The 22,543-nt window shown below is 55.7% G+C and carries 21 protein-coding genes and 5 pseudogenes; 15 read left to right on the top strand and 11 right to left on the bottom strand.

What is annotated here, in order from left to right; genetic code table 11:
• Position 1: 1 nt before the first annotated feature.
• A complete protein-coding gene (gene iaaH / locus ACORLH_RS21590) occupies positions 2-1,384 on the bottom strand; it encodes an indoleacetamide hydrolase (RefSeq protein WP_321830394.1) in 1,383 nt (460 codons plus the stop codon).
• 59 nt (positions 1,385-1,443) lie between these two features.
• Entirely contained in the window at positions 1,444-2,202 is a 759-nt protein-coding gene (locus tag ACORLH_RS21595) for a helix-turn-helix transcriptional regulator (RefSeq protein WP_321830395.1), read from the bottom strand.
• A gap of 384 nt (positions 2,203-2,586) precedes the next feature.
• On the opposite strand from ACORLH_RS21595, the pseudogene ACORLH_RS21600 reads away from it, so the two are divergent.
• A pseudogene (locus ACORLH_RS21600) lies at positions 2,587-3,395 on the top strand (IS3 family transposase); the annotation flags it as partial.
• A 233-nt stretch (positions 3,396-3,628) separates the two neighbouring features.
• On the opposite strand, the pseudogene ACORLH_RS21605 reads toward ACORLH_RS21600, so the two are convergent.
• A pseudogene (locus ACORLH_RS21605) lies at positions 3,629-4,886 on the bottom strand (IS110 family transposase).
• Positions 4,887-5,023: 137 nt separating this feature from the next.
• On the opposite strand from ACORLH_RS21605, the pseudogene ACORLH_RS21610 reads away from it, so the two are divergent.
• A pseudogene (locus tag ACORLH_RS21610) lies at positions 5,024-5,326 on the top strand (integrase core domain-containing protein); the annotation flags it as partial.
• A gap of 188 nt (positions 5,327-5,514) precedes the next feature.
• Here the strand turns inward: ACORLH_RS21610 and ACORLH_RS21615 are convergent.
• From ACORLH_RS21615 to ACORLH_RS21630, 4 genes are read right to left on the bottom strand one after another with little or no spacing between them, the layout of a single operon-like run.
• Complete coding sequence (locus ACORLH_RS21615) at positions 5,515-6,567, bottom strand: iron ABC transporter permease (protein WP_321830396.1); 1,053 nt, start codon at positions 6,565-6,567, stop codon at positions 5,515-5,517.
• Between the two features lie 3 nt (positions 6,568-6,570).
• A complete protein-coding gene (locus tag ACORLH_RS21620; RefSeq protein WP_321830397.1) occupies positions 6,571-7,506 on the bottom strand; it encodes an ABC transporter substrate-binding protein in 936 nt (311 codons plus the stop codon).
• Positions 7,507-7,521: 15 nt separating this feature from the next.
• Positions 7,522-8,334 carry an ABC transporter ATP-binding protein gene (locus ACORLH_RS21625; RefSeq protein WP_321832869.1) on the bottom strand — a complete coding sequence of 271 codons (813 nt, stop codon included), beginning with the start codon at positions 8,332-8,334 and terminating at the stop codon, positions 7,522-7,524.
• Between the two features lie 17 nt (positions 8,335-8,351).
• The gene (locus ACORLH_RS21630) at positions 8,352-8,771 is read right to left on the bottom strand and encodes a DUF1636 family protein (protein WP_420719783.1); all 420 of its coding nucleotides are present in this window, start codon (positions 8,769-8,771) and stop codon (positions 8,352-8,354) included.
• 96 nt (positions 8,772-8,867) lie between these two features.
• Between ACORLH_RS21630 and ACORLH_RS21635 the strand changes: the two genes are divergently transcribed.
• The 5 genes and pseudogenes from ACORLH_RS21635 to ACORLH_RS21655 all read left to right on the top strand — a co-directional run bounded on the left by ACORLH_RS21635 (position 8,868) and on the right by ACORLH_RS21655 (position 11,884).
• Positions 8,868-9,272 (top strand): Fur family transcriptional regulator, encoded by a 405-nt coding sequence (locus ACORLH_RS21635; protein WP_420719784.1) that lies wholly within the window; start codon positions 8,868-8,870, stop codon positions 9,270-9,272.
• 11 nt (positions 9,273-9,283) lie between these two features.
• Positions 9,284-9,823 (top strand): annotated as a pseudogene (locus ACORLH_RS21640) (CobW family GTP-binding protein); the annotation flags it as partial.
• Positions 9,824-9,961: 138 nt separating this feature from the next.
• Complete coding sequence (locus tag ACORLH_RS21645; RefSeq protein ID WP_321832870.1) at positions 9,962-10,252, top strand: GTP-binding protein; 291 nt, start codon at positions 9,962-9,964, stop codon at positions 10,250-10,252.
• Entirely contained in the window at positions 10,249-11,304 is a 1,056-nt protein-coding gene (locus tag ACORLH_RS21650; RefSeq protein ID WP_321830398.1) for a WD40 repeat domain-containing protein, read from the top strand. The genes ACORLH_RS21645 and ACORLH_RS21650 overlap by 4 nt, the downstream gene beginning before the upstream one ends.
• A gap of 388 nt (positions 11,305-11,692) precedes the next feature.
• Positions 11,693-11,884 (top strand): DUF1289 domain-containing protein, encoded by a 192-nt coding sequence (locus tag ACORLH_RS21655; protein WP_321830399.1) that lies wholly within the window; start codon positions 11,693-11,695, stop codon positions 11,882-11,884.
• 447 nt (positions 11,885-12,331) lie between these two features.
• Here the strand turns inward: ACORLH_RS21655 and ACORLH_RS21660 are convergent, their stop codons facing one another.
• Positions 12,332-13,063, bottom strand: a complete 732-nt coding sequence (locus ACORLH_RS21660) for a DJ-1/PfpI family protein (RefSeq protein ID WP_321830400.1) — start codon at positions 13,061-13,063, stop codon at positions 12,332-12,334.
• Positions 13,064-13,153: 90 nt separating this feature from the next.
• Here ACORLH_RS21660 and ACORLH_RS21665 point away from each other — a divergent pair, with 90 nt between their 5' ends.
• Entirely contained in the window at positions 13,154-13,747 is a 594-nt protein-coding gene (locus tag ACORLH_RS21665) for a TetR/AcrR family transcriptional regulator (protein ID WP_321830401.1), read from the top strand.
• 229 nt (positions 13,748-13,976) lie between these two features.
• On the opposite strand, the gene ACORLH_RS21670 is transcribed toward ACORLH_RS21665, so the two are convergent.
• Complete coding sequence (locus ACORLH_RS21670; protein ID WP_321830402.1) at positions 13,977-14,513, bottom strand: TetR/AcrR family transcriptional regulator; 537 nt, start codon at positions 14,511-14,513, stop codon at positions 13,977-13,979.
• A gap of 112 nt (positions 14,514-14,625) precedes the next feature.
• On the opposite strand from ACORLH_RS21670, the gene ACORLH_RS21675 reads away from it, so the two are divergent.
• From ACORLH_RS21675 to ACORLH_RS21700, 6 genes are all read left to right on the top strand, one after another.
• On the top strand, positions 14,626-15,327 hold the full coding sequence (locus ACORLH_RS21675) for a type 1 glutamine amidotransferase domain-containing protein (RefSeq protein ID WP_321828723.1): 702 nt from the start codon (positions 14,626-14,628) through the stop codon (positions 15,325-15,327).
• 26 nt (positions 15,328-15,353) lie between these two features.
• Positions 15,354-15,533 carry a hypothetical protein gene (locus ACORLH_RS21680; protein ID WP_321828724.1) on the top strand — a complete coding sequence of 60 codons (180 nt, stop codon included), beginning with the start codon at positions 15,354-15,356 and terminating at the stop codon, positions 15,531-15,533.
• A 14-nt stretch (positions 15,534-15,547) separates the two neighbouring features.
• Positions 15,548-16,219, top strand: a complete 672-nt coding sequence (locus tag ACORLH_RS21685; protein ID WP_321828725.1) for a cupin domain-containing protein — start codon at positions 15,548-15,550, stop codon at positions 16,217-16,219.
• Between the two features lie 15 nt (positions 16,220-16,234).
• Complete coding sequence (locus ACORLH_RS21690) at positions 16,235-16,921, top strand: SDR family oxidoreductase (protein ID WP_321828726.1); 687 nt, start codon at positions 16,235-16,237, stop codon at positions 16,919-16,921.
• Entirely contained in the window at positions 16,921-18,006 is a 1,086-nt protein-coding gene (locus ACORLH_RS21695) for an NAD(P)/FAD-dependent oxidoreductase (RefSeq protein WP_321828727.1), read from the top strand. The genes ACORLH_RS21690 and ACORLH_RS21695 overlap by 1 nt, the downstream gene beginning before the upstream one ends.
• Before the next feature lie 205 nt (positions 18,007-18,211).
• Positions 18,212-18,406, top strand: a complete 195-nt coding sequence (locus tag ACORLH_RS21700; protein WP_321830403.1) for a DUF1289 domain-containing protein — start codon at positions 18,212-18,214, stop codon at positions 18,404-18,406.
• Between the two features lie 206 nt (positions 18,407-18,612).
• On the opposite strand, the gene ACORLH_RS21705 is transcribed toward ACORLH_RS21700, so the two are convergent.
• Positions 18,613-19,674: a Hint domain-containing protein gene (locus ACORLH_RS21705; protein WP_321830404.1), complete on the bottom strand. Its 1,062-nt coding sequence runs from the start codon at positions 19,672-19,674 to the stop codon at positions 18,613-18,615.
• Between the two features lie 119 nt (positions 19,675-19,793).
• On the opposite strand from ACORLH_RS21705, the pseudogene ACORLH_RS21710 reads away from it, so the two are divergent.
• Positions 19,794-21,011: pseudogene (locus tag ACORLH_RS21710) on the top strand (IS3 family transposase).
• A 401-nt stretch (positions 21,012-21,412) separates the two neighbouring features.
• Here the strand turns inward: ACORLH_RS21710 and ACORLH_RS21715 are convergent.
• Positions 21,413-22,330 carry a tyrosine-type recombinase/integrase gene (locus ACORLH_RS21715; RefSeq protein ID WP_321830405.1) on the bottom strand — a complete coding sequence of 306 codons (918 nt, stop codon included), beginning with the start codon at positions 22,328-22,330 and terminating at the stop codon, positions 21,413-21,415.
• Between the last annotated feature and the right edge of the window lie 213 nt (positions 22,331-22,543).

The raw sequence follows: 22,543 nt of genomic DNA on the forward strand, positions 1-22,543 counted from the left end.
TCTATTGCGCCATTCCTTTTTCCGCTGCCCCGGCAAGGGCCAGCAGTGATCGGTCTTGTCCTGGCAGAGCGTCAAATTCGATGCCGACGGGCAGATCAGACGTGACAGGGCACGGCAGTGAAATTCCCGGCGCTCCGACATTCGACCCCAGATCGGTATTGCGGATGTATGTGGGGAAGGTTGGAGCTTGCTCACCGTTCAGATCGACCGTTTTGTCACCGCCGATGGGCCTTGCAGGCAGAGGTGTTGTCGGGAAGACAATCGCATCAAGCCCGTGATCCTCGAAAACCTTCCCGTAAATCCTGCGCATCTCAGGGCGGTGAATTTCCATGGCGGCCCGGTAGGCCGCTTCGGGCATCGCATCATCGCCCAACTGGCTGCCGATGGCACCGGCAACATCGGGTGACCCGATGCCTGCCACCAGTGCCTCGAACGTCACGTCGGCGGCATGTTTGGCCAGATAGGCAGGGAGGTCACGCATGACCTCGTAGAAGACGACTGGAAAACTGAAGGCTTCGTTGTGGGGCCAGATCGGTTCGAAACTAACCTCGACAAGCTTTGCCCCTTGGGACGACAAGGACGACAATTGCGTCTCAACAGCTTGAGCCACAACCGGATCGAGGTCTTCATAAAACATCTGCCTTGGGACGCCGATTGTAAACTCTGCGAGTTCCGCATCCGCAATGGCGGATGTGTCACCGGAAAGAACACCATCGAAAAGTGCAATGTCACGAACGCTTCGGGCCAAAGGGCCAACGGTGTCACGGGTATGCGAAATCGGCACGACACCATCACCCGCATACCGCCCGGTTGTCGGGCGGAACCCGATCACGCCGCACAACGCCGCAGGGATACGACATGACCCGCCTGTATCGGTGCCCAGGCCAGCCGGGAATATACCTGCCGCGACCGCTGCGGCGGTTCCCCCGGACGATCCACCAGGAATCATGTTTGAATCGTGCGGGTTTCGAACCGCACCCGTGATTGCGTTGTTTGAGGTAATCCCGAAGGCCAGTTCGTGCATTCTAGACTTGGCCCCGATGAAGCCACCGGCATGAATGATCCGCTTTACGACATCCGCGTCGTTTGTGGGCGTATGATCCAGCAGGGCCTTTGTCCCGCCGGAGGTTGGGTAATTCGTGGTGTTGATGTTGTCTTTGGCCACGAGGGGAAGGCCCGACAGAGGAGCCTCAGGGTGTGCCTGGAACGCTTCTGTTGCCGTTCGGATCAGATACTCTGGATCGAAACTTTGCAAGGCATTCAGATTCGAATACTCTGCCGCTCGACCTGCCAACGCTTCTGCATATGCAGCCGGTGCGACCGATCCGTCCTTGAACGCCTCTACCGCCGCCGTTGCATCCAATTGCTCCAAATCCAGCGTCATCCTTGCCTCCCATGTGACTGGAAAACAGGATAGGAAGCACCGGAATTAGATTCCTATCATCACAAATGATGATTTTTCTCGGCCAGGTATTGGGCCAGTTGGGTGCGGCGGTTCAAACCTGACTTACGGAATATCGCGGCAATATGGCTTCGCAATGTCGGCTTGGAAAACCCGAGCTTTTCGCAAATTTCATCATCGGTCAGCCCAAGAACTAGAAGATCAGCGACTTCGGCTTCTCTAGCTGTAAAGCCTAGCCCATCCGCGATCTGTACAAATCGGAGTGATGGTAGTTGTTCGGCCGCACTTCGTGCCCTGATCAAAGCGTTGACAAGGCTTGGGCCAACGGCGTCTATGATCTTGGCGTCACGCGGCGTGAAATCCTCCCGGTTCGCTCCGCGCCATATCCGCAGATCGCCAATGTTGTCACCCCGGTCATAGGCAAAGAAGTTCATGCCATAACAAAGACCGTCCTGTTTCAGGAAATCGTTGAAGAACTCAGTCTTTACCAAACTGTCGTGCCGCATCACCTCACTGACAGGTGTTGCCTTACGACGGTTCTGAAGTGTTGGGGTAATGGGGTCGTGGAATTGGAAATACCTTTCATACTGGCGCAGATTGTCATCGGTCATGTTGATCTGCACACAGGACACGAATTTCTGCGTGGCATCATCCCAGACGTAGGAGGCAAAGTAATCCGCCCTGAGCAGCTCCAGCATCTTCTGACCAACACGTCTCCGGACCTCAGAGTGATCGAACTCACCACTCAGGTCTCTCATGATTGAGAAGATCAGATTAGCTTCTTGGTCGGTTAGGTTCATGGCAGCTGCTTTTCTAAGGGGATCTCGATCGGGCTAAGCATAGCGAGGTAGTGGCATGCCACGAAATCTAAACTGAACGATGGTACGCGCTGTATTCTTCTGTAAAGCTTGCCGCCAACCGGTTGTTTGTCAAAAAGCGCGCATAATTGCCGTTGGTGTGCTTGCAGCAAAAGTCGGTTATGTCCGCATAGCAGCCCTATAACTCGCCAAAATCCGGCACACGTGCGCCAACGGCAGCTTTAGGAAAATTGCAATGCAGCGTTTTGGCTTCCCTCTAACGACAGTAGTGAGCCGAAAGGCGAACTTTGCAAAGTCCGCTTGACCTGCTCCCCTGAAATGTTCTCGATTTGAGTTTAGCCTGTTCTCCAAGTGAGGAGACAGACGATGAAGAGAAGCCGTTTTAGCGAAGAACAGATTATTGGTATCCTGAAGGAGCATCAGGCTGGTCTGGGCGCGAAGGAGCTTTGCCGCAAGCACGGGATCAGCGATGCAACGTTTTACAAGTGGCGGTCCAAATACGGTGGCATGGAAGTGTCTGACGCGCGGCGTTTGAAGATGCTGGAAAGCGAGAACGCCAAGCTGAAAAAGATGTTGGCCGAGCAGATGATGGATGTGGCTACACTGAAAGAGATGCTCGGAAAAAACTTCTGAGGCCCAATTCGAGGAGGGATGCTGTGGATTGGGCAATGAAGACCAAAGGCTACAATCAGCGCCGCGCTTGTGCGTTGGCAGGGATCGACCCGCGCGTGTATCGGCGGCGGGCGAAGCGCCCTGCCGACACAGAGTTGCGGACAAGGATGAAGGAACTGGCGTCGGAGCGGCGGCGTTTTGGCTATCGGCGGCTGCACATCCTACTGAAGCGCGAAGGCTGGGAGGTGAACTGGAAGAAGCTTTACCGGCTCTACCGCGAAGAGGGGTTAACCGTTCGTAAACGGGGCGGTCGCAAGCGAGCGGTTGGCACCAGGACGCCCATGGCGATCCCGCAAGGTCCGAACCAGCGGTGGTCACTCGACTTCATGTCGGACGCGCTGGAAGACGGGCGCCGGTTCCGGGTGCTGAATGTGATCGATGACTTTAGCCGGGAATGCTTGGCTGCGGTGGTTGATACATCCATCGGCGGTGCGCGGGTCGCCCGTGAACTGGATCGCATCGCTGAGCTACGCGGCTATCCCTGTATGGTGGTCAGCGACAACGTCCTATGCGCGGAATGATTGGCTGATTTGGCATCAGGTCATGTTCATGCTGAAGCGTTCCAGCATTGTTGAATGTGTGTCAGTTCGGCGTTTTGGTCAACAACGTGTCTCTCCCATAACAAACACAGAGTACGCTTTTGCGGCTCTCACCGTCCTTAAGACGAGATCTTCGGTCGTTGAGCAGAAGGCCTGAACATTATCTACGAGGTCGAATGGTCGCCTCTACGGCCCTATCAGAGAAAGGTCCTTCTGCTGTCGATCACCCCTCAAAGAAGGGGCGATATGGTTCACCGCGCTTGATGATCCCGTGAACGGTGCGGGCCATCTTGGCGGCGATTGCGGTGTACGCCTTGCGGCGCAAATGGGTGTTTTGCCGGTCTTTGGCGATGTAGCGTTCGAATTTGTCACGAAAGCTGTTGGTACGCTGCAGAATGGCAACCTGACCCGCCATCCATAAGGTGCGCCGCAAGCGGGCATTCCCGTATTTTGACAACTTAGTTTGGCCACGGAATGTACCGGATTGGATCGTTGCCAAGTCCATGCCGCAGAACTTCAAGAATTGCCGGCGGTGGCCAAAGCGGCGTAAATCGCCAGCTTCTGCGAGGATGGTCAGGGCGTTGATCGGGCCGATCCCAGGTATTGATGCCAGCAACTGATAGTCAGGCAGATCTTTGAGAAGCGCGACGGCGCGACCTTTGATTTGATTGCGTTGCGCAATGAGACTACGGCCTTCCCCAAGAACCAGACGGAACATACTGATCGCATCAGTGTCTGGGGCAACCGGCAATCCCACTGACGTCTTGGCCGTCTCGTAAATATCTGCAAGCAAACGCTCTTTCTCGATTTTGCGCCCAATGACCTTCCAAGCGTCAGCCGTGAACGCGTCCTTACCCATGGCCGTAATAAAATGTGGCGATGGATAGCGTTCAAGGAATGCAAAGAACCAATCGCTGCGCGAGCTGCGGTGAAAGCGGTCGGCCTCAGGGAAGTACAGCGGCAGATAATGCGTCAGCACACGGTGCCAAGGTTCAGTCTTGGACTTAGAAACGATATCGTGGGTCTTTGAGAGTTCCTGGATGTCGTTTGTTCCGCACACGAGAGGGTCGTGGTAGAATTGCTCATTCCCAATCTCCATCATATGCAAAATGACCTGCGCGTCTTTTGGGTCGTTCTTGTCCCAGCTGTTGTTGAGGGCTTCGCGCGTCCGCGCCAAAGCCACTGGGACACCAGCTTCACCTCAAAGCCTGCAGCTGCCAAATGAAACGCCAGGGCGCGGTGATAATTGCCGGTCGCTTCGAAGGCCACACGTACTGGACGGCCGTATTCCTTCAAAGCCGTGATGAGACGGTTGAAGTCAGCAAGGCTGTTCAAAATTATTAAGCGACGTCGGCGTTTCTTGTTTGGAACTGCGATCAACACTTCATGCCGGGCCTTGGCGATGTCTACGGCCACCAAAACAGGCGCATCTCGTGCAATAATAGTCTCGGTCATAGTCGGTCTCCTTTACGATGTGGTGTGTGCAAAAACACTGTAGGGACCTGAGGCCCGGCTATGACCACCTGCTGCGCTATTTGAAGGCTGCGCAGGTGGTCATAACCTATCAATCAGCATCATTCCGAAGGTGTTACGGGAGAGAACTGACTTCGAACGCAATGCTGAAATGGCAGGAAGATCGAAAGGTCGGCTGGCACTATATCGCCCCGGGCAAACCCATGCAGAACGGTCTGGTCGAAAGCTTCAACGGGCGGATGCGTGAAGAATGACTGAACGAACACCTGTTCCCGTCTTTGCGCCATGCCTGCCGCATGATTGCTGCATGGCGCGCCGACTACAATCACAACCGGCCTCACTCCAGCCTCGCTGGCCTGACGCCACACGAATATGCTAACCGGTCAAAGGAAGACCAAAACCTGAACAGAGCTAACCTATAAACGCGGACTCAAAGGGGAGCAGGTCACGCTCGTTCGGCGCGCCATTTTCACTGAACTGCATGACTTCTGGATCAGCCAGCAACAGGTGAATTTGGTCAATGTCGCTACTGTCCCAGCGTCGAAGGTGAAGACGTTCGGTCTCAATCATCTGCTTGTTTGGTGTCTGCATTTGCCTTTTATGGCATAAGCTAAGCCTGACGTCGGCTTAGTAGCCAAACGAAGAAGACACCACCAACTAGGCCGGTGACGATGCCGATTGGCATGTCTTCCGGGGCCATAATGGTGCGGGCTGTGATATCCGCCCAGAGGAGAAAGATGGCACCGAGAAAGGCTGAGGCGGGGAGCACCCGCCGGTAGTCGCCGCCGACCAGCAAGCGTGCGACGTGCGGGACCATCAGGCCAACAAAGCCGATGATGCCCGAAAAGGCGACCATGACGCCGGTGATCAACGCACCCGCCACGAAGACGGATAGCCTAAAGCGGGCGACGGGGATGCCAAGGGTAGAGGCAGTTTCATCGCCGACGGTCATCGCGTTGAGTTCGGTGGAGCGCGACAGCAGCCAGGAGGCGCTGGCAACCAAAACGACGAGCGGGTAGATGAGCTGGCTCCACTGTGCCAGTCCGAGGCCGCCGAGCATCCAGAAAACCACAACGTGGGTTGCTTTGGGATCGCCGAGGAAGATCAGCACATTGGCGCAGGCCATGATGATGAAGGATACAGCGACGCCGGCCAGCACAAGGCGATCCGCGCTCATCGCGTCTGCAAAGCGCGAGACGCTCAGGACGATGGCGGTGGCCCCAAGTGCCCCGAGGAATGCCAACAGCGGAACGGTCAGAAGTCCGATAAACAGGCCAGTATGCAGTAGCGCCAGGATCGCCCCAAAGGCTCCGCCCGATGAGATGCCTAACAAATGCGGGTCCGCGAGGGGGTTGCGCGTGACCGCTTGAAGGCCCGCGCCTACCATCGCCAGCCCCGCCCCAACCATCATCGCAAGGATCGCCCGTGGAAAGCGGATCTCCCACACGATGGCCTCCCGCCCTTGGCTCCAGGTTTGCTCGATCAGGCCGGGGCTGACCTTGTTCAGCAGGATTCCCCAGACCGTGCCGAGCGGGACAGGGACCGCCCCCACCGACACCGCGAAGGACAGGGAGACCAAAAGCAACGCCACCCCGCCCAACAGAAATGATGACACACCGACGCGACTTTGAGCCTGAGGGTGCGTGCTGGCGGCCTCGCTCATGAGTTATTCGGTCCAGAAGGCTTCTGCGAGGGTTTTGATCGCCTGAATGTTGCGCGGCCCCGGTGTAGCCTCGACGTATTCTAGCGTCACGAAACGGTCGTTCTTGACCGCGTCGAGATCGGCGAATGCGGGGTTCGACATCATGAACTCGCGTTTTTGCTCTGCGGTGACTTCGCCATAGTTGACGATCATCACGACCTCTGGATTCCGCTCAACAACCTCTTCCCAAGTGACCGTCGCCCAGCTTTTCTTGAAGTCGTCCATGATGTTCACACCACCCGCGGCCTCAATCAGCGCAGTTGGCATGGCGTAACGGCCGGCGGTAAAGGGCGTATCTTCGCCGCTGTCGTAGACAAAGACGCGCAGCGGTTCGCCTGTTTCCAGCTCACTAGTGAAGGCTGCAAGCTCTGCTCGGTAGCCGTCAACCAGTTCGGCGGCTTTGTCTTCGACACCAAAGATCGTGCCAAGATTCATTAGGTCAGCATACATCATGTCGATGCTGGCCTTTTCGGTTTCCATGATGTGGGTACAGGACTCGGTGAGTTCGTAGACCTGCACGCCGAAGGGTTCGAGCGTTTCGGGCGTTACTTCCCCGCCGACCTTCATGCCGTAGTTCCAGCCCGCGAAGAAGAAGTCTGCGTCGGCGCCGACGATCACCTCTTTCGATGGGTATTTGGCAGACAGCTCGGGGAGTTCCTCGACACCCGCTGTCATCTCTTCATCCAGCGTCTTCCAACCGGAGATGCCGGTATAGCCGATCATGCGGTCCGCAAGGCCCAGGACGAGCATCATTTCCGTAAGGTTAACGTCGTTGGAGACTGCACGTTCTGGCGGTGCGTCGAAGGTCACTGTGCGGTTACAGCTTCGAACGGTGGTGTCCGCGACGGCCATACTAGCGCTGAAGCTAAGCGCTGCTGCGCCAAATGCGATGTGTTTCATCTGGGTGGTCCTGTATTAGAGATGGAATGTCATATGTTTCGTATTGCTCGGCGCGAGATGTTCTCGCCGCGCTGTCACGTGAAAGGCCTTCGAAATCGCGATCTCGGAGAACACGTCTTGCGACGCGCCAAAACCGACAGCTTTGCCATCGTCCAACAGCAGCACCTGGTCGCAAACATCTGCGGCCATGTTCAGATCATGCAACGAGGTGACAATCGTCACAGGGAGGTCTCGGATCAATTTCAGAACCTCAAGTTGGTGCCGAATGTCGAGGTGGTTGGTGGGTTCATCCAAGATTAAAAGCTGCGGTTCTTGCGCGAGCGCACGGGCGACCATCACACGCTGACGCTCTCCACCTGACAGCGTGCCTAGGTGACGCTCCGCGAGACCTCCAAGATCCAGTCTTTCGAGCGCTCCGGCGATAATGTTGGCATCCCTTCTACTTGATGCACCCCCAAAACCAGTCCGGTGCGGCGTGCGTCCGAGAGCAACGATCTCGCGAACTGTCAGGGCAAAATCTGTGGGCTGCTCCTGCAGGACTGCTGCAACCTTGCGCGCTGTGTCTCTCGCAGAAACTTTCCAGATATCGCTGCCATCAATCTTTACCGATCCGCTTGCAGGGCGATGATACCGGTAGAGGAGTCGGAGAAGCGTGGACTTTCCTGCGCCGTTGGGACCAACAATTCCGAGGACCTGACCAGGCGAGAGATCAAAACGGATTGGATGCAGGACTGGTTTGCGACTTCTTGGTGCATTCCAACTTGCGTCTTTGACGGCAAGATACGCGCCGCGCGAGAGTTTGGCGTCGGAACTTCCGGAAAGAGACATATCATCTGCGATATCTTTCATGTCTCAGCCAGTGTTAGGTTTGAAACGAGCGGGGACTGGGTCTCAAGTGGCGGTAGCCGACCTAGAATGCTTGCTTGCAGTGGGTCGGGCCGATCCTTTCGCTCGAGAAAGCCCTCAGGAACGTTCGAATACTGAGAGACCAGTTCGAAAAGTGCGTCGACATGTGTGTCTTCGTCAGGGTCAAGCTCCCCGAACACATAGGTGAACCGCCCATCAGCCGCCAACGACACGATGCAGGATCGCTTGCATTGGCTCATGCATTGCACACCGCGCAACTGCATCTGTGGGTCGCTGTCCCGGGCCAACTTTTCGGCTACGCGCCGAGCCAAACGAGCTCCACCGCGTGTATCGCAAGCATCCTCGCGGCCATCGCGGCATGTCATGCAAATCGACAGGATTGGTATGGCTGGTTCCATAGCAAGAACGTCCCCAAAATGTAACGTTGTAACATTGCGTTTAGTAACGGCGCTTGTTACGTATCGTCAAGAGCCATTGTTTCAGGAGGCTATGCTGTGGAGAAACGCTCAAAGCGCATCACTCATGCGGATCGTGTACTCAACTATTTGCAGTCTCAGGATCGCCCCGTATCCGCCTACGATATTTTGGAAGGGCTCCGAGGAGACGGCGTGACTGCGTCGACAACAGTCTATCGCGCACTGGAGAAGCTACTAGATGCGGGGAAAGTCCACAGGATCGAGTCTCTCAACGCGTGGACTGTGTGCTGCGGCGGGCATGACGGAAAGACGCCGGTTTTTGCCATATGCGATGACTGCGGAACTGTGACCGAGCATGTCGATGACGACTTTGCAGACAGTATTGCGGGCTTGTCCAAGCGAACAGGCTTCGCCCCTAATCATTCAGTTCTCGAACTTCACGGCCGCTGCAATGACTGCAGTACATCCGCGCCCTCCCATTGAAAGGATATCCAATGGAACAAACTGCTCAGGTTCCCGTCACCGTTCTCACCGGCTTTCTTGGAGCCGGGAAAACCACGCTCCTCAACCGCATTCTGACCGAGCGGCACGGCAAGAAATACGCCGTCATTGTGAATGAGTTCGGATAGGAGGGTATCGACAACGATCTCGTTGTGGATGCCGACGAAGAAGTGTTTGAGATGAATAAAGGCTGCATCTGCTGCATCGTCCGTGGCGACCTCATCCGCATCCTGGGCGGCTTGATGAAGCGTGCAGACAAGTTCGACGCGATCATCGTTGAAACGACCGGTCTGGCCGATCCCGCGCCAGTTGCGCAGACCTTTTTTGTCGACCAGGACGTGGCGGACCGCACCAAGCTTGATGCCATCGTCACCGTCGCAGACGCGGTCCATCTCAGCGACCAATTGGGTGAGCATCACGAGGCTGAGGAACAGATCGCGTTTGCAGACATCGTGCTTTTGAACAAGACAGACCTTGTCGAAGCAGAGGGCCTGGGCCGCGTCGAAGATCGCATCCGCAAAATCAACCCCTACGCCAAGATCATCCGTACCGAACACTGCGGCGCTGATCTGGAAGAGGTAATTGGGTTGAACGCCTTCAGTCTTGATCGGGTATTGGAGGTCGAACCAGACTTTCTGACATCAGATAATGACCATGAACACGACGATGATGTGAAAAGCCTATCGCTTACATCCGATGTTCCGCTCGACCTGGACAAGTTCCAGACTTGGTTCGGGCAGCTCCTACAGACGCGCGGGCAAGTCATTCTCCGCTCCAAGGGCATCCTCGATTTTAAGGGCGAGGATGATCGCTTTGTGTTTCAGGGCGTCCACATGCTGATGGATGGATCACCCATGGGCTCCTGGCCTGAAGGGGCGCGCCAATCGCGTATCGTCTTTATTGGCCGCGACCTCGACACCATGGGTCTCGAAGACGGCTTCAACGCGTGTCGCGCAGCATGATCGAAGAAGCCGTTCGAACCAATCCGAGGCGCGACGGCTTTGCTTCCACCCAGTTGGAGCAAGAAGGTCTGAGCCTGGATACAGGTGCGCCAGTGACAGGTGCTGCCGTTGTGGGGTCGTCCATCGCGGCTGGATTGGGTGACGGTACAATCCTTATCTTCGAACCAGATAACCCGCCCAAAGTGGTTGAAGCCCATCACGGTGCAGTTCTTTGCATCACAGCCGATCCAGAGACAAACTCGATCTTTACTGGCGGCGACGATGGCCGGTTTCTGAGAACCTCATTGGGCGGCAAAGTGGAAGAGATCGCGAGTTTTGGGCGCCGCTGGGTAGACTGTGTAGCGGCTGGACCAAAACTGTTCGCTTGCTCTTCCGGAAGGACTGCCACGGTATGGAGCGAAGGCGAGACGCAACCGCGTACATTCGAACACCCAAGCACTGTCGGCGGATTAGCCTTCGATGCAAAAGGACGTCGCTTGGCCGTTGGTCACTATGGAGGTGCTACGATTTGGGAACGCGGCAGTCGTCGCTGGAAATCGACCAATCTCAAATGGAAGGGATCCCATGGGGCAGTAACTTTTAGTCCCGATGGAAAATGCGTCGTCACGTCAATGAACGAAAACGCACTACACGGTTGGCGTTTGCGCGATAAGGCAGACATGCGAATGTCTGGTTATCCAGCAAAGGTGAAAAACTTCATATGGATGGGCCGCGCACCTTTTCTGGCGACGTCTGGGGCCGACGAAGCCATCTGTTGGCCGTTTGATGGCAAGCATGGTCCGATGGGCCGCGCACCCGCAACCTGTTGCTATGGGGGTAAGCAAGTCTGCACCGCTGTCACAGGTATGCTGGGCCACGATGCGCTCCTCGCAGGCTTTGCAGACGGGGCGGTTTTGGCCGGTCAGGCATCTGAAGACGCCGAGGACTTTGTCGTGAAAGGTTCCAGCGGTTCGCCTATAGCTGCTCTCGCTATTACATCAGACGCGTGGCTTTTCGTGGGCGAAGAGTCTGGCCGTATCCTTTGGGTACAACTTGGCGGAGGCAAGAAATGAAGAACATGTTTGCGCCGCGTGAACGGTCGTCAGGGCTTGCTGCAGAGATCAAAGCTTGGGTGCGTCAGCACCTCCAATTGGTAGAAGACGATCTTGTCTCCATCGCAGAGCTTAAGTGTCACGAACCCGAGTGCCCGCCGGTTGAAACAGTTGTGACAGTGCACCGGGATAAGGGCGAGCGAGGGTCGTGGAAGATCCACAAGCCTATGTCGGAAGTTTGCCAAGCAGACATAAAGGACGCGCTATCTAGTGCGAAAGCCTAGCTTCGATTGCGTGATACACATTAATGCATCAGGAAACTTAGACGGCAGTGGTTAACAACAGGCTATACTAAACCGGAATCGCCACTTTTGTTGATCCACCACTTTCAAGCAATAAGTCCAGGTTCATGAAAAATCGCAAGAGCCCATGCATCGATGTTTGTGAGTTTACAGGCCCTAGTGGCTGGTGTCTTGGCTGCGGCCGCACGCGGGAGGAATGTGCCCGGTGGAAGAAAATGAAACCCTATGAAGCAAATATTATTGAGAAGGAACTCGTCCGTCGCATGTCAAAAATAACCCAACTGCCCGAGGAGCAATAAAGCTAGCGGGATGGGTGTGGAAAGCGCCCTAAGAAGCTGACAACGACACTTCCGCAGTCTGAATGCAGCGGTAGTATTTCCGCGTATCGATGGTAGTTCAGCTTGACAGCGAACGATCAGTTAGTGTTTGACTGTTTAGGCAGGATTTCGATGTCCGCTCTGAGGAGACGCGCTGCATCGCTGCGATGCCCGTGCTGCGAGAGCAAATGAATGCTGCGTTAGAAATAGCCGCATCTGCACAAGTCCGGTTTGTCCCGTTTGGCGGAATTTAGGCCGCCAAGATCAGCGTGTCCGCTTTGGGCTGGCGCCAGCAGTTGACAACCTTGGTTCGCACGCCGTTTCTCTGCGGACCCGCTGCCGCACTGCCGCATGGCGGCTTAGAGCCCAGAGTTCTGAATGCTGCGCGGTCCACGGATGTCTGGTCTTGGGTTGATATAGATACTGTCTTTATACTGTGAATCTTCTCCGGCTTGTTTTTCGTGCTTTGTCCAAAGCTTTCCGCCAAACTACTTTTCCAACAGCAACACCGTTCATCGGATTGCGCGAAAGGCGAGCCATTTCCGCCCGCGCTGCCGCTGATACCGCCTCGTTGGCCTTGTCCATGTGACCCGCATTCTGAGGTGGCTGAGGATCATATTCGATCATGAGTTGAATGAGTTCCGCTGTTTCGCGATCAAATAACTCTTCCACGAGTGCAAAGGCGAGATCGATGCCAGCCGAAACACCCGCCGCAGTCCACACCTTACCAGACCGCACAATGCGCTCTGATGGCTGGGGTTTGGCACCAAGCCTTTTGAGAGGGTCCATTGCTGCCCAGTGCGTAGTGGCCGGTTTATTTTTGAGCAAGCCAGATGCAGCTAGAATTACTGCGCCTGAGCAGATTGAAGCAGTGATGCGGGTTCCATCATGGACAGAACAGAGCCATTTTGAAAGCGCACCATCACCGGCAGCCACACCGGTCTGCGCTTCCGATCCGGGCACCAGTACGAGGTCTGGATTGAGAGTTTCGTCGAAGCTATGAGTTGCTCCAACAATCAAAATACCACGATCAGTAGCAATTGGTCCCGGTGTTTTTGCAACGAAACGTAAATCAACGCCGGGCAGCATCTTTAGGACCTCATAAGGTCCCAGCACATCAAGGGCAGTAAAGCCAGGGTAAAGGACGATTGCAATATTCATAGATTATCCCTATAAAAGCACGCTCGTACTATTTAAGCAGTGTGGTACAGTAATTTCAACAGTTTATTACTCCACAGGAAACACGCCCCCATGGTAGATTATTTGGGATCAACTAAATCACAGCGTACCCGCAGACACATACTCGAAGTCGCACAACGTGACGCGAGTCTTATGGGCATAGATAGCTTGACGATTGGCGGTCTCGCCCAATCTTGTGGTCTATCGAAAAGTGGATTGAATGCGCATTTTGGGTCCAAAGAATCCTTGCAGGTAGCAGTCATTGACGCAACTGCAATGCGCTTTCGGACGGACGTTGGTGAGCAAGCTTTTGCCAAACCTCCGGGCCATGCGCGTCTCATAGCGATCATGGAGTATTGGATCGGTTGGTCGCAACACCCCACCCGACCCGGAGGCTGCCAATTGATCGCCGCTACATTTGATTTTGACGGCTTAGAGGGCATAGTACGCGATACTCTGCAAAACTGGATTGAGCAATGGCGTGCAGCAATAAAAGCTGCGGTTGTTGAGGCTAATGTCGTGGAAAGCCTCAACCTTGACCCTGATCGAACAGCTAGCCTCGCGTTTGGTCTTTACATGGCTCAGCATATGGAGCGGCTCTTACTTGAAGATGGAACCGCCGCAAAGCGCGCGAGGAACACTTGGGTCGCTGCGCTCGAAGCTTAGGCGACCATCAACGAACAAAGATGTCCCATATTGCGCGGGCATCCTACCTAGCAAACATTGGCGCAGCCGCAGCGAATTCACGCTTTGTCCGCTTGGCGGAATTTGGGCCGCCAAGATTAGCGTGTCCGCTTTGGGCTGGCGCCAGCAGTTGACAACCTTGGTTCGCACGCAGTTTCGCTGCGGACCCGCCGCCGAACTGCCGCATGGCGGCTTAGAGCCCAACTGGGCCCTAATTTGCAACGCGGCGAATGGCGGCTTCTGCAACTTGCTCGAAGATCGCTCGATTTTTTGACGTCGAAGCCACGATCATGCCGCCTTCAAGGGCGGCAACGATCAGGTTAGCGGTTTCAGCAGCATGTTCGACGCCGTGTTCGGTCAGCAGCGTTTCCAGCCACGCCTTGTTCATTTCAAAGAACGCTTTTGTACGTGCGTTCACATTTTCCGGCAGTCCAATGGCCTCGGCGCCCATTACGGCGCAAAGGCAAATGGACTCACCCAACACAAGCGCCTTTGAATAGAGCCCCACGAAAGCGTCCAGCGCCGCGCCCAGCTCGATTTGGTCGATCCTGTCGAGTTCTTCTTTAAACTGCTCCGCGTAACGCGTGACGAGGGCCTCACCGAGGTCTGGCTTGGTCGGAAAGTGGTAGTGCACGCTTGCGCTTTTGATTCCCACGTCTTTAGCCAGATCGCGGAAACTCATCTCGGCAAAGCCCACGCCTCGCACACGCTTCTCGGCGGCCTCAAGAATTTTCTCTTTCATTGTCATGAGTCTACACTCATTCACCTATCGATTGATAGATAGCCGTTGACAGAAGCAAGGTCAACCTCTAATTCAACAACTACCAACTGATAGGTAGATACAGAAAGGAACTCTGACAATGGCTACTGGAAACCAACAAAAGCGCGTGCTGCTTGTGATGTCGTCGGTCGACGAGATGGGCATTTCGGGTAAGCAGACCGGCACCTGGTTCACCGAACTGGCGGCGCCCTACTACATCCTGACCGAAGCTGGATATGAGGTCGTCTTTGCCTCGCCCGAGGGCGGCGCGGCGCCGATTGATCTGCTCTCGATGAAAGCCCCCTTCACGACGGAATACACCGAACGCTTCTTCAATGATCCTGTGGCGATGTTCGCGGCTCAGAACACTCGTAAGCTGCGCGAGATCGACTGCTCGACCTTCGACGCGCTCTTTGTGCCGGGCGGCTATGGACTGATCTGGGATCTGGCGAGCGACAGCTACGCGATCAAGATGATCCGGGACTTCTACGAAAGCGACCGGCCCGTGGCGATGGTCTGTCACGCGCCCGCCATCTTGCGCGACATCAAGCTCTCGAACGGCGAGTACTTGGTCAATGGCGTCGATCTGACTGGCTTTAAGAACGCCGAGGACAGCGAGATCGAGCTTCTGCATCACCTGCTGTTCTCGCTTGAGGACGAGCTGAAGGGCCGCGGTGCCAACTATATCAGCAAGGCCAACTGGGAGGCCAACGTTGTCGAGGACGGCGCGTTGATGACCGGTCAGAGCCCTGCCTCTGCACCGCCGCTCGCCGAAGCGCTCAAAGCGCGTTTGGCGGCATGAACGACACCCCATCGGGGCGGTAACAAATGCCGCCCCGGTGCCTCAATGAGCGGATCATCGAAGAAACTGTCGCGGACTTTGAGCAGTTTGACATCGACCTTATTCTGCCGGGGCATTGCACCGGCTGGCGGGCAACGAACGCCCTTGAACTGTCCTATGGCGAGCGGTTGGTGCCCATCGCTGTAGGCATGAAAATCAACCTTTGAGAAAGGTGACAGATATGGAACTCAACGCAAACTTTGACGAACGCGCCGTCGTGCATTCAGATAAAGAGCCCTGGGTCGCCTCGCCGATGAAAGGGGTGGACCGTCGGATGCTGGACCGGATCGGCGACGAGGTCGCACGGGCCACCACGATCGTGCGTTACGCGCCCGGCAGCGCCTTCTCTGCTCACACCCACACAGGCGGTGAGGAGTATCTGGTGCTCGATGGCGTCTTTCAGGACGAACATGGCGATTTCCCCGTTGGCACCTATGTGCGCAACCCACCGACATCGTCGCATACCCCCAGTTCGGCCTCAGGCGCCACGATTTTTGTCAAACTCTGGCAATTCAACATGGACGACCGCAATCAAGTGACCATCGGCTCGATGGCCGAGACGCCGCAGCCCGTCCGCGACGGCGTAGCCGAAATCCCGCTGTTTCAAGATGCTCGCGAGCGCGTGCGCATTGAGGTGTGGGACGCCAATGCCTCCATTGCGGACAACGACCACAAGGGTTTCGAGGCGCTGGTGATAGAGGGCACATTTGTCGAAAGTGGCGAAGAGTTTGCGAAGAACTCTTGGCTGAGGCTTCCCGCGGGTATGCCCTTGAACGCAATCGCAGGTCCGGAAGGTGCACGCCTCTGGATCAAATCTGACCATCTGGCCGAGGCACCAACCGCGCCCACTTAACCGGAGGAAAACGACATGGCTGCTCAAAGCGCATCCCTCGCGATTGTCGCGGGGGCCGGGGCAGGGCTTGGCCAAACCTTGGTCTCAAGCTTCAATGACAATGGCTACATCGCTTTTGGGCTGAACCGTACGGTGCCCAACGGCGCCAAGGAGACGATCCTAGCTGTGGATCTCGCGAACGCTCATCTCACCGCGCGCAAATTGCTCGATCTGAACGGCACCCATGGCGCGCCCAAGCTGGTGGTTCATAACACAGCCAAGTTGGTGATTTCTGACTTTGAGAACACCTCGGTTGACGACTTCGAAGCAACCTGGCGGTCGATGGTTCTTTCGGCGGTGAACCTTGCCAAGGGCGTGTTGCCCGGCATGGTCGAAACCGGCGGCGGAACATTCATCGTCTCGGGCGCGACGGCCAGCTTGCGCGGGGGCAAGAACTTTGCGGCGTTCGCTGCTGCAAAGGCCGCGCTTCGGGCGCTGACACAATCATTGGCGCGGGAATACGGGCCGAAGGGCATCCACGTGGCACATGTGATCCTGGACGGGATTGTCGACACCGAAGCCAGCCGAGACCTGCATGGCATGGACCCCGCCCGGATGATGAAACCTGAAGACATCGCGCAGGTCTATCTGGACCTCGCCAACCAACCGAAATCTACTTGGACCCATGAGCTGGATCTCAGACCTATGGGGGAGGCATTCTGATGCAAACAGACATTCTCATAGTGGGCGGCGGCCTGTCAGGCCTCGCTCTGGCGGATCACTTGGCCCAGCAAGGCACTGACTTCTTGCTTGTAGAGGCGCAGGAACGCTTGGGAGGCCGGATCATGACCAAAGACATCGCGGGTGGCCGGTTCGATCTTGGCCCAGCCTGGTTTTGGCCTGGCCAACCGCGCATGGCCGCACTTTCCCGGCGGTTCAATATCCCCGTCTTCGAGCAGTTCTCAACCGGCGATCTGATGTATCAGGACCAAACAGGTGCCGTTCAACGCGGGCGGGGCTATGCCTCGATGCAAGGGTCGCACCGCTTGGACGGCGGGATGGGCGCTTTGATTGATGGGCTGGCCAATTCGTTGGATGAAAACAAGATCCTCACGAACGCCAGGCTCGACACGGTTGCCCATGGCTCGGACGGTATAACAGCGACCGTCATCCAAGATGGGTCAGCGACAACCATTAAGGCACGTCAGATCATTCTGGCTGTTCCGCCACGCGTGGTTGCGGACAACGTGACGTTCGAGCCCGCACTGGATGCCGCGCAACTTCAATCGCTCAAGAATGTCCCCACATGGATGGCGGGTCAGGCGAAAATTGTTGCCGTCTATGACGAGCCGCACTGGCGCAACGCTGGCCTCTCTGGCGACGCGATGAGCCACTGCGGGCCGATGTTCGAAATCCACGACGCCTCGCCAATGAACGGTGGGCCTTACGCACTGTTTGGTTTTGTGGGCGTGCCCGCGGATGCCAGAGAGGTTCATCGGGACGAGGTGATGAAGCTTGCCCAGGAGCAACTCGTTGCGCTGTTTGGCCCCGAGATGGGCAACCCGCGCGACTTGATCCTGCAAGACTGGGCGACCGTTCCCGAGATCGCCCGCGCGCAAGACCGACGGCCCGTCAGCCGCCAACCAAGCTATGGCTTGCCGCACGAATTACGTCCGTTGGCGCAGCAGGGCCTCTACTTCGGCTCCACGGAGACCGCCCACAGTTATGGGGGCTTCCTTGAAGGCGCGCTGGAGACAGCCGAAGGACTGTCCAAGACCCTCCCTTTGGTGGCGTCTATGAGTGCCTAAAGACAAAATGCTAGCCCCCGAAGCGGACATTGCTCAAATGTCGGCAGTGTCCCGCACAGCAGCCGTCGGGCGTTAGTGCAGCGGTAATTCGCTTTCTACCCCCCAGTTGCTGACCGACCAGGTCCGCTTTGGGCTGCCACTTCAGAGAGCAACCACTGGAAATGAAAAGATTGACCTCCCGCCAAGTAAAGATGACTTTATAGATATGAAAAAACGTAAAAGTCCCTGCATTGATGTCTGTGAATTTACTGGGCCCAGTGGCTGGTGCCTTGGCTGTGGCCGAACACGGGAGGAATGCGTGAGGTGGAAGAAAATGAAACCTTACGAAGCAAATATCATTGAGAAGGAGTTAAAGATTCGCATGAACAAATTGGCTAAAATGACGCCTATGCCGCAGTAAGGCAGATGCCTCACAGAGGGCAGACGAATCACCGCTCAGGGCCGACACCAGCAGCTGGTCATCTTAATTCGCAAACAGTTTCGCTGTGGACACTCTGCCGTACTGCCGCTTGGTGGTTTTAAGACCATCCAGACGCATGCTGGGCTTGGCCTGAACGACCTAAATATACTTCGAAAGAGCCCCGATAAGTTTCGTCATGCTCCGTATCAGAGGGCATAAGAAGAAAGCGTCTCGCAAATAACTGCTTTCTCGTTTCGCAGATGACGTTCAACTAGTTTCTTTTGCCGTTTACCTGGTGGAATAAAACAGACGGGTTCGGGCTGATAATCCAGCTCGCCAAGCTCAGGAAAAATAGTCAAAATTTCTCTCCTTGCATCGGCGCCCAATGCCTTCAATCCTTCCGGCCCAGTAAAAAGGCTCTCTGTTGGCGCTTCTTCGGCTAGCAAGATCTCATGCTGGTCAAAGAGAAGATGGATATACTCGACCGTTTCAACGCAGTTATCAATATATACGCCTGGAATTTCTGTAAGTTTTATCGCTGAGACAAGCACCTTGGACACACCGAACATTCGTTTTGCAATTCGCGATGTCACAAGCATTCTATGCTGCCTTGAGACAAGGATATCCCGGCTAGGCAGCCCATTCCCCAAAGCTCCAGCCACTATACGAACCGGACGGAGCTTTGAGTTGTTTGCAAGCTCGGCTTTCGATATCCGGCGCTTGCCGATCCATCGCAGAGGTTTAGCCACTCCATCAGCAGTAGAGATCAGGTCTCCTTCACGCAGCTTCTCAATAAGTTTGTAGCCCATTGGGGTTTTGATCTGTGTTCCTGCGGCAAAACACGGCACAAAATCGCTGATGGGAATGGAGACACCATTGTCAATAATGCCATTGATCGTGAGAGTCGTGTTTAATGGCGGTACCCCGCCAATAAAACCCAAAAAGTATCCCTGCTCAGCCGTTGGATAATCGTAGTCACCATCACCGTTGATATCGTAATCTATGACCCCGATTTCATACGTGTTTGTACCGTCTGTTACCTCAATCGTGTAATCCCAAGAAATAGCATTGCCAGCCAAAGTCTGTGTTGGATCATTGGGCTGTTCGTTGACAGCGCTATCACCATCCATGATGGTTGCATCTGCTCCGTCGCTGTATGTAAGCGATCCGTATGCATTGATTTCAAAACTCGTGCCCACCCCGCCAAAAGTGGTTTGGCCAGATGTCATGGTCGAATTAGACCTGAAAGCTCCATAAATTTTAGCCACAGCTGCCTCCGAGCATTTGTTGTTCCCTTTCTGCCTACCAAGCCAATATGGCTATTTTGAGGTGCCCCTAGATTTGTAGACGCTTTGCTTGGTAATTTTGGAAGCAAAGGACGATGCAAATGTCAGGGCAAATTCGCTACTCGGATGAGTTCAAGATCGACGCGGTGGCGCAAGTCACGGAGCGCGGCTATTCGGTCAAAGAGGTGGCTGAACGGCTCGGGATCAGCACCAAGTCGCTGTACACGTGGATGGCTAAATTCTCGAAGCCGCAACGCCTGACCGATCAGGAGGCTGAGGTTAGACGGCTCAAGAAGGAGTTGGTCCGAGTTACGGAGGAGCGGGATATCTTAAAAAAAGCGGCGGCGTACTTCGCGAAGGATGCATCCCTCTCGCACATGTAAACATGTGCTGCCGGTCAATGGGTGAAGTACGCCTTCATCGCGGCCAATCAGGATCGATTCAAAACGCGGCCCATGTGCCGAATGCTGGGCGTCCAACCCAGCGGTTTTTATGCATGGGTTAAGGAACCGCTAAGCCATCGTGCTCTGGAAGATGAGCGTCAAACCAAGCTGGTCAAAGACGCCTGGAACGAGAGTGGCAAGATTTACGGCTACCGCAAAATCTATGACGACCTGGTCGACATGGGCGAGGCTGTATCTGAGAACCGCGTTGCCCGTCCGGCCCGCCTTGCGGGCATTCAGGCGCAGATCGGATACAAAAAGAAGCCTGGAATGTATGGCGGCAAGCCCTCCGTCGTGGTTGACAACACGCTAGATCGCCAGTTCACGGTCGACGTCCCGGATCGCGCTTGGGTAACGGATATCACCTATCTCAGAACGCACGAAGGTTTTGCGTATCTCTGTGTGATCATCGACCTGTTCTCTCGCCGTGTGGTCGGCTGGGCCGTTCAATCGCGTCAGACTTCGGAACTCGCTGTCCAGGCTTTACTCATGGCTATTTGGCGACGCAAGCCCGGTCCAGGTTTGTTGATCCACTCTGATCAGGGCGCGCAATTCACAAACAGAGAATGGGCCGCCTTCCTACGCGACCACAATCTGGAACACTCGATGAGCCGCAGGGGCAACTGCCATGACAACGCAGTGGCCGAGAGTTTCTTTCAGCTCTTGAAGCGGGAGAAAGTCAGGCGGCGAAAATACCGCTCCCACGAGGAAGCGCGACGCGATGTCTTTGAATACATCGAGCTGTTCTACAACCCAAAACGCAAGCACACGAACAACGGCATGCTGTCGCCCCCTCTCACACATGCTTTGCATGTGTTGCCGGCAATGGTTGACTTTGAAGAGAGGCAGCTCAAACTGGAAAAGGCAGGTGTCTAGGAAACCAGGGGCACCTCAAAATACTACCGTTGAACCGATTAGCGTGAAGGGTCGCAATCCGCCCAAAACTGCGTCTGCGCGCTTGCAATCAGTCAGCAGGGAGGCAACCCGACTTGGGTTGGAGGCGGCCTCCTTGTTTAGGATGAACCATCAAAAAAGCAGGATCGCTTCCCGAAGGCCAGGCGTGTGACCGTTGGCTCCTCGAAACGGCCCCTATTCCAGCACGTCCTCCCCATCGCGCGCGGCGGCACGTCTGTCAGCCAGCCGTTTGGCGTAGTTGTAGTCTTTGGAACCGCGTTCGAAGCGGCTTTCGTAAAAGTCGAGAACCATTGACTGCTCCTTGGCGGTAAACTGGGTGCCCGCACAAAGCCCTTCGATCGTTCTGCGGCGTTGCTCGTCCGTCATTTTCGCATAGTAGGTTTCTTTAACTTGAGGCCTCGCATGCACAAGGTTGAGAGAGAAGCTTTTTCTTCTTTCCGTGAGCTTGTCAGTTCGTTTCCCAGGTAGACCAGTGTGTCGCGCGCAGAGTGCGGCGTGCAGCAGCGATCAATCAGGGCCGTGGCGGCCTTGAAGGCTTTGCCGACCGCGGCGGAGGATTGCATGGGGGGCACCGGGGCGGCGCCGGGTGCGCGCTGGGTCAGATCATCCAAGCTGGGGAAGACTGCGTCATCTTCGGTATACCCCAGGGCCCCAAGTTCGGTCAGCCAATCACCGAGGACCTGCTGGAAGGCTTCCGTGCGAGGGAAGAAGAAACTGCGAAAGCTCTTGCCGTTCTTGGCCCGCATTTCGGTGGCGTCCTGGAGCATTTCCTTCTTCTGCATGTCGATGTGCTTCAGGCGAAGCGTGGTAAGGGCCGCTGCGCGCAATCCGCAGGTATAGGCACAAGCGATGATGGCCCGGTCTCGACGTTCTGCGATCGTGCTGCCGGGCATCTTCGCCAACATCCCTTCTGCTTCTTCGATCGTGAGATAGTCCCGGTCTTCACGCGGCAGTGTTTTTGCGCGCACCGCTTTAGGCAGCTCGAGGTTGAGCAAGATGTTCTGACTGAGGCGCTTATAGCCATCCTGTATGCGAAGCCACTCGAAGAACTGACGCACCTGAGACGCGTGATGGCGGATGGTGGAGTTGCTCAATCCACCATCCACTTTAGGGGTTTGACCCAGCTTGACCAAGTGGTCGCGGAAGGCGGCCGCGTCCGTCGGCGTCACCTTGTCGAAAGTTTTGCCGCCTAGATGAGCCTCTAACATACGGATGCTGCGCAGGTGGGCCCGGACGGTCACGGTTTCGAAGCGCCCGGCATAGGCTTGCCACTTATACACGATCCTGTCATTCGCCAGATAACAAACCGCGCCGCGAGATGTGGGAAGATTCCCGGTACCAGTTTGGGAGTCCCCATTACTTTCGTCTGCAGCAGAGAACGTTCTGAGCCTAATGTGAATGTCCTGAAAGGGCTGGCACCAGCAGTTGATAACCTTGGTTTGCGCGCAGTTTTGCTGCGGACACGCTGCCGCACTGCCGCATGGCGGCTTAGA

The sequence above is a fragment of the Thalassovita sp. genome, from assembly GCF_963691685.1.
Taxonomy (GTDB): domain Bacteria; phylum Pseudomonadota; class Alphaproteobacteria; order Rhodobacterales; family Rhodobacteraceae; genus Thalassobius.

Coding starts and splice junctions, on each gene's coding strand:
- ACORLH_RS21665 (WP_321830401.1), top strand. CDS start 13,154: ATGGTAGATTATTTGGGATCAACTAAATCACAGCGTACCCGCAGACAC.
- ACORLH_RS21700 (WP_321830403.1), top strand. CDS start 18,212: ATGAAAAAACGTAAAAGTCCCTGCATTGATGTCTGTGAATTTACTGGG.
- ACORLH_RS21680 (WP_321828724.1), top strand. CDS start 15,354: ATGCCGCCCCGGTGCCTCAATGAGCGGATCATCGAAGAAACTGTCGCG.
- ACORLH_RS21690 (WP_321828726.1), top strand. CDS start 16,235: ATGGCTGCTCAAAGCGCATCCCTCGCGATTGTCGCGGGGGCCGGGGCA.
- ACORLH_RS21685 (WP_321828725.1), top strand. CDS start 15,548: ATGGAACTCAACGCAAACTTTGACGAACGCGCCGTCGTGCATTCAGAT.
- ACORLH_RS21615 (WP_321830396.1), bottom strand. CDS start 6,567: ATGAGCGAGGCCGCCAGCACGCACCCTCAGGCTCAAAGTCGCGTCGGT.
- ACORLH_RS21630 (WP_420719783.1), bottom strand. CDS start 8,771: ATGGAACCAGCCATACCAATCCTGTCGATTTGCATGACATGCCGCGAT.
- ACORLH_RS21655 (WP_321830399.1), top strand. CDS start 11,693: ATGAAAAATCGCAAGAGCCCATGCATCGATGTTTGTGAGTTTACAGGC.
- ACORLH_RS21670 (WP_321830402.1), bottom strand. CDS start 14,513: ATGACAATGAAAGAGAAAATTCTTGAGGCCGCCGAGAAGCGTGTGCGA.
- ACORLH_RS21620 (WP_321830397.1), bottom strand. CDS start 7,506: ATGAAACACATCGCATTTGGCGCAGCAGCGCTTAGCTTCAGCGCTAGT.
- ACORLH_RS21595 (WP_321830395.1), bottom strand. CDS start 2,202: ATGAACCTAACCGACCAAGAAGCTAATCTGATCTTCTCAATCATGAGA.
- ACORLH_RS21660 (WP_321830400.1), bottom strand. CDS start 13,063: ATGAATATTGCAATCGTCCTTTACCCTGGCTTTACTGCCCTTGATGTG.
- ACORLH_RS21675 (WP_321828723.1), top strand. CDS start 14,626: ATGGCTACTGGAAACCAACAAAAGCGCGTGCTGCTTGTGATGTCGTCG.
- ACORLH_RS21625 (WP_321832869.1), bottom strand. CDS start 8,334: ATGTCTCTTTCCGGAAGTTCCGACGCCAAACTCTCGCGCGGCGCGTAT.
- ACORLH_RS21650 (WP_321830398.1), top strand. CDS start 10,249: ATGATCGAAGAAGCCGTTCGAACCAATCCGAGGCGCGACGGCTTTGCT.
- iaaH (WP_321830394.1), bottom strand. CDS start 1,384: ATGACGCTGGATTTGGAGCAATTGGATGCAACGGCGGCGGTAGAGGCG.
- ACORLH_RS21695 (WP_321828727.1), top strand. CDS start 16,921: ATGCAAACAGACATTCTCATAGTGGGCGGCGGCCTGTCAGGCCTCGCT.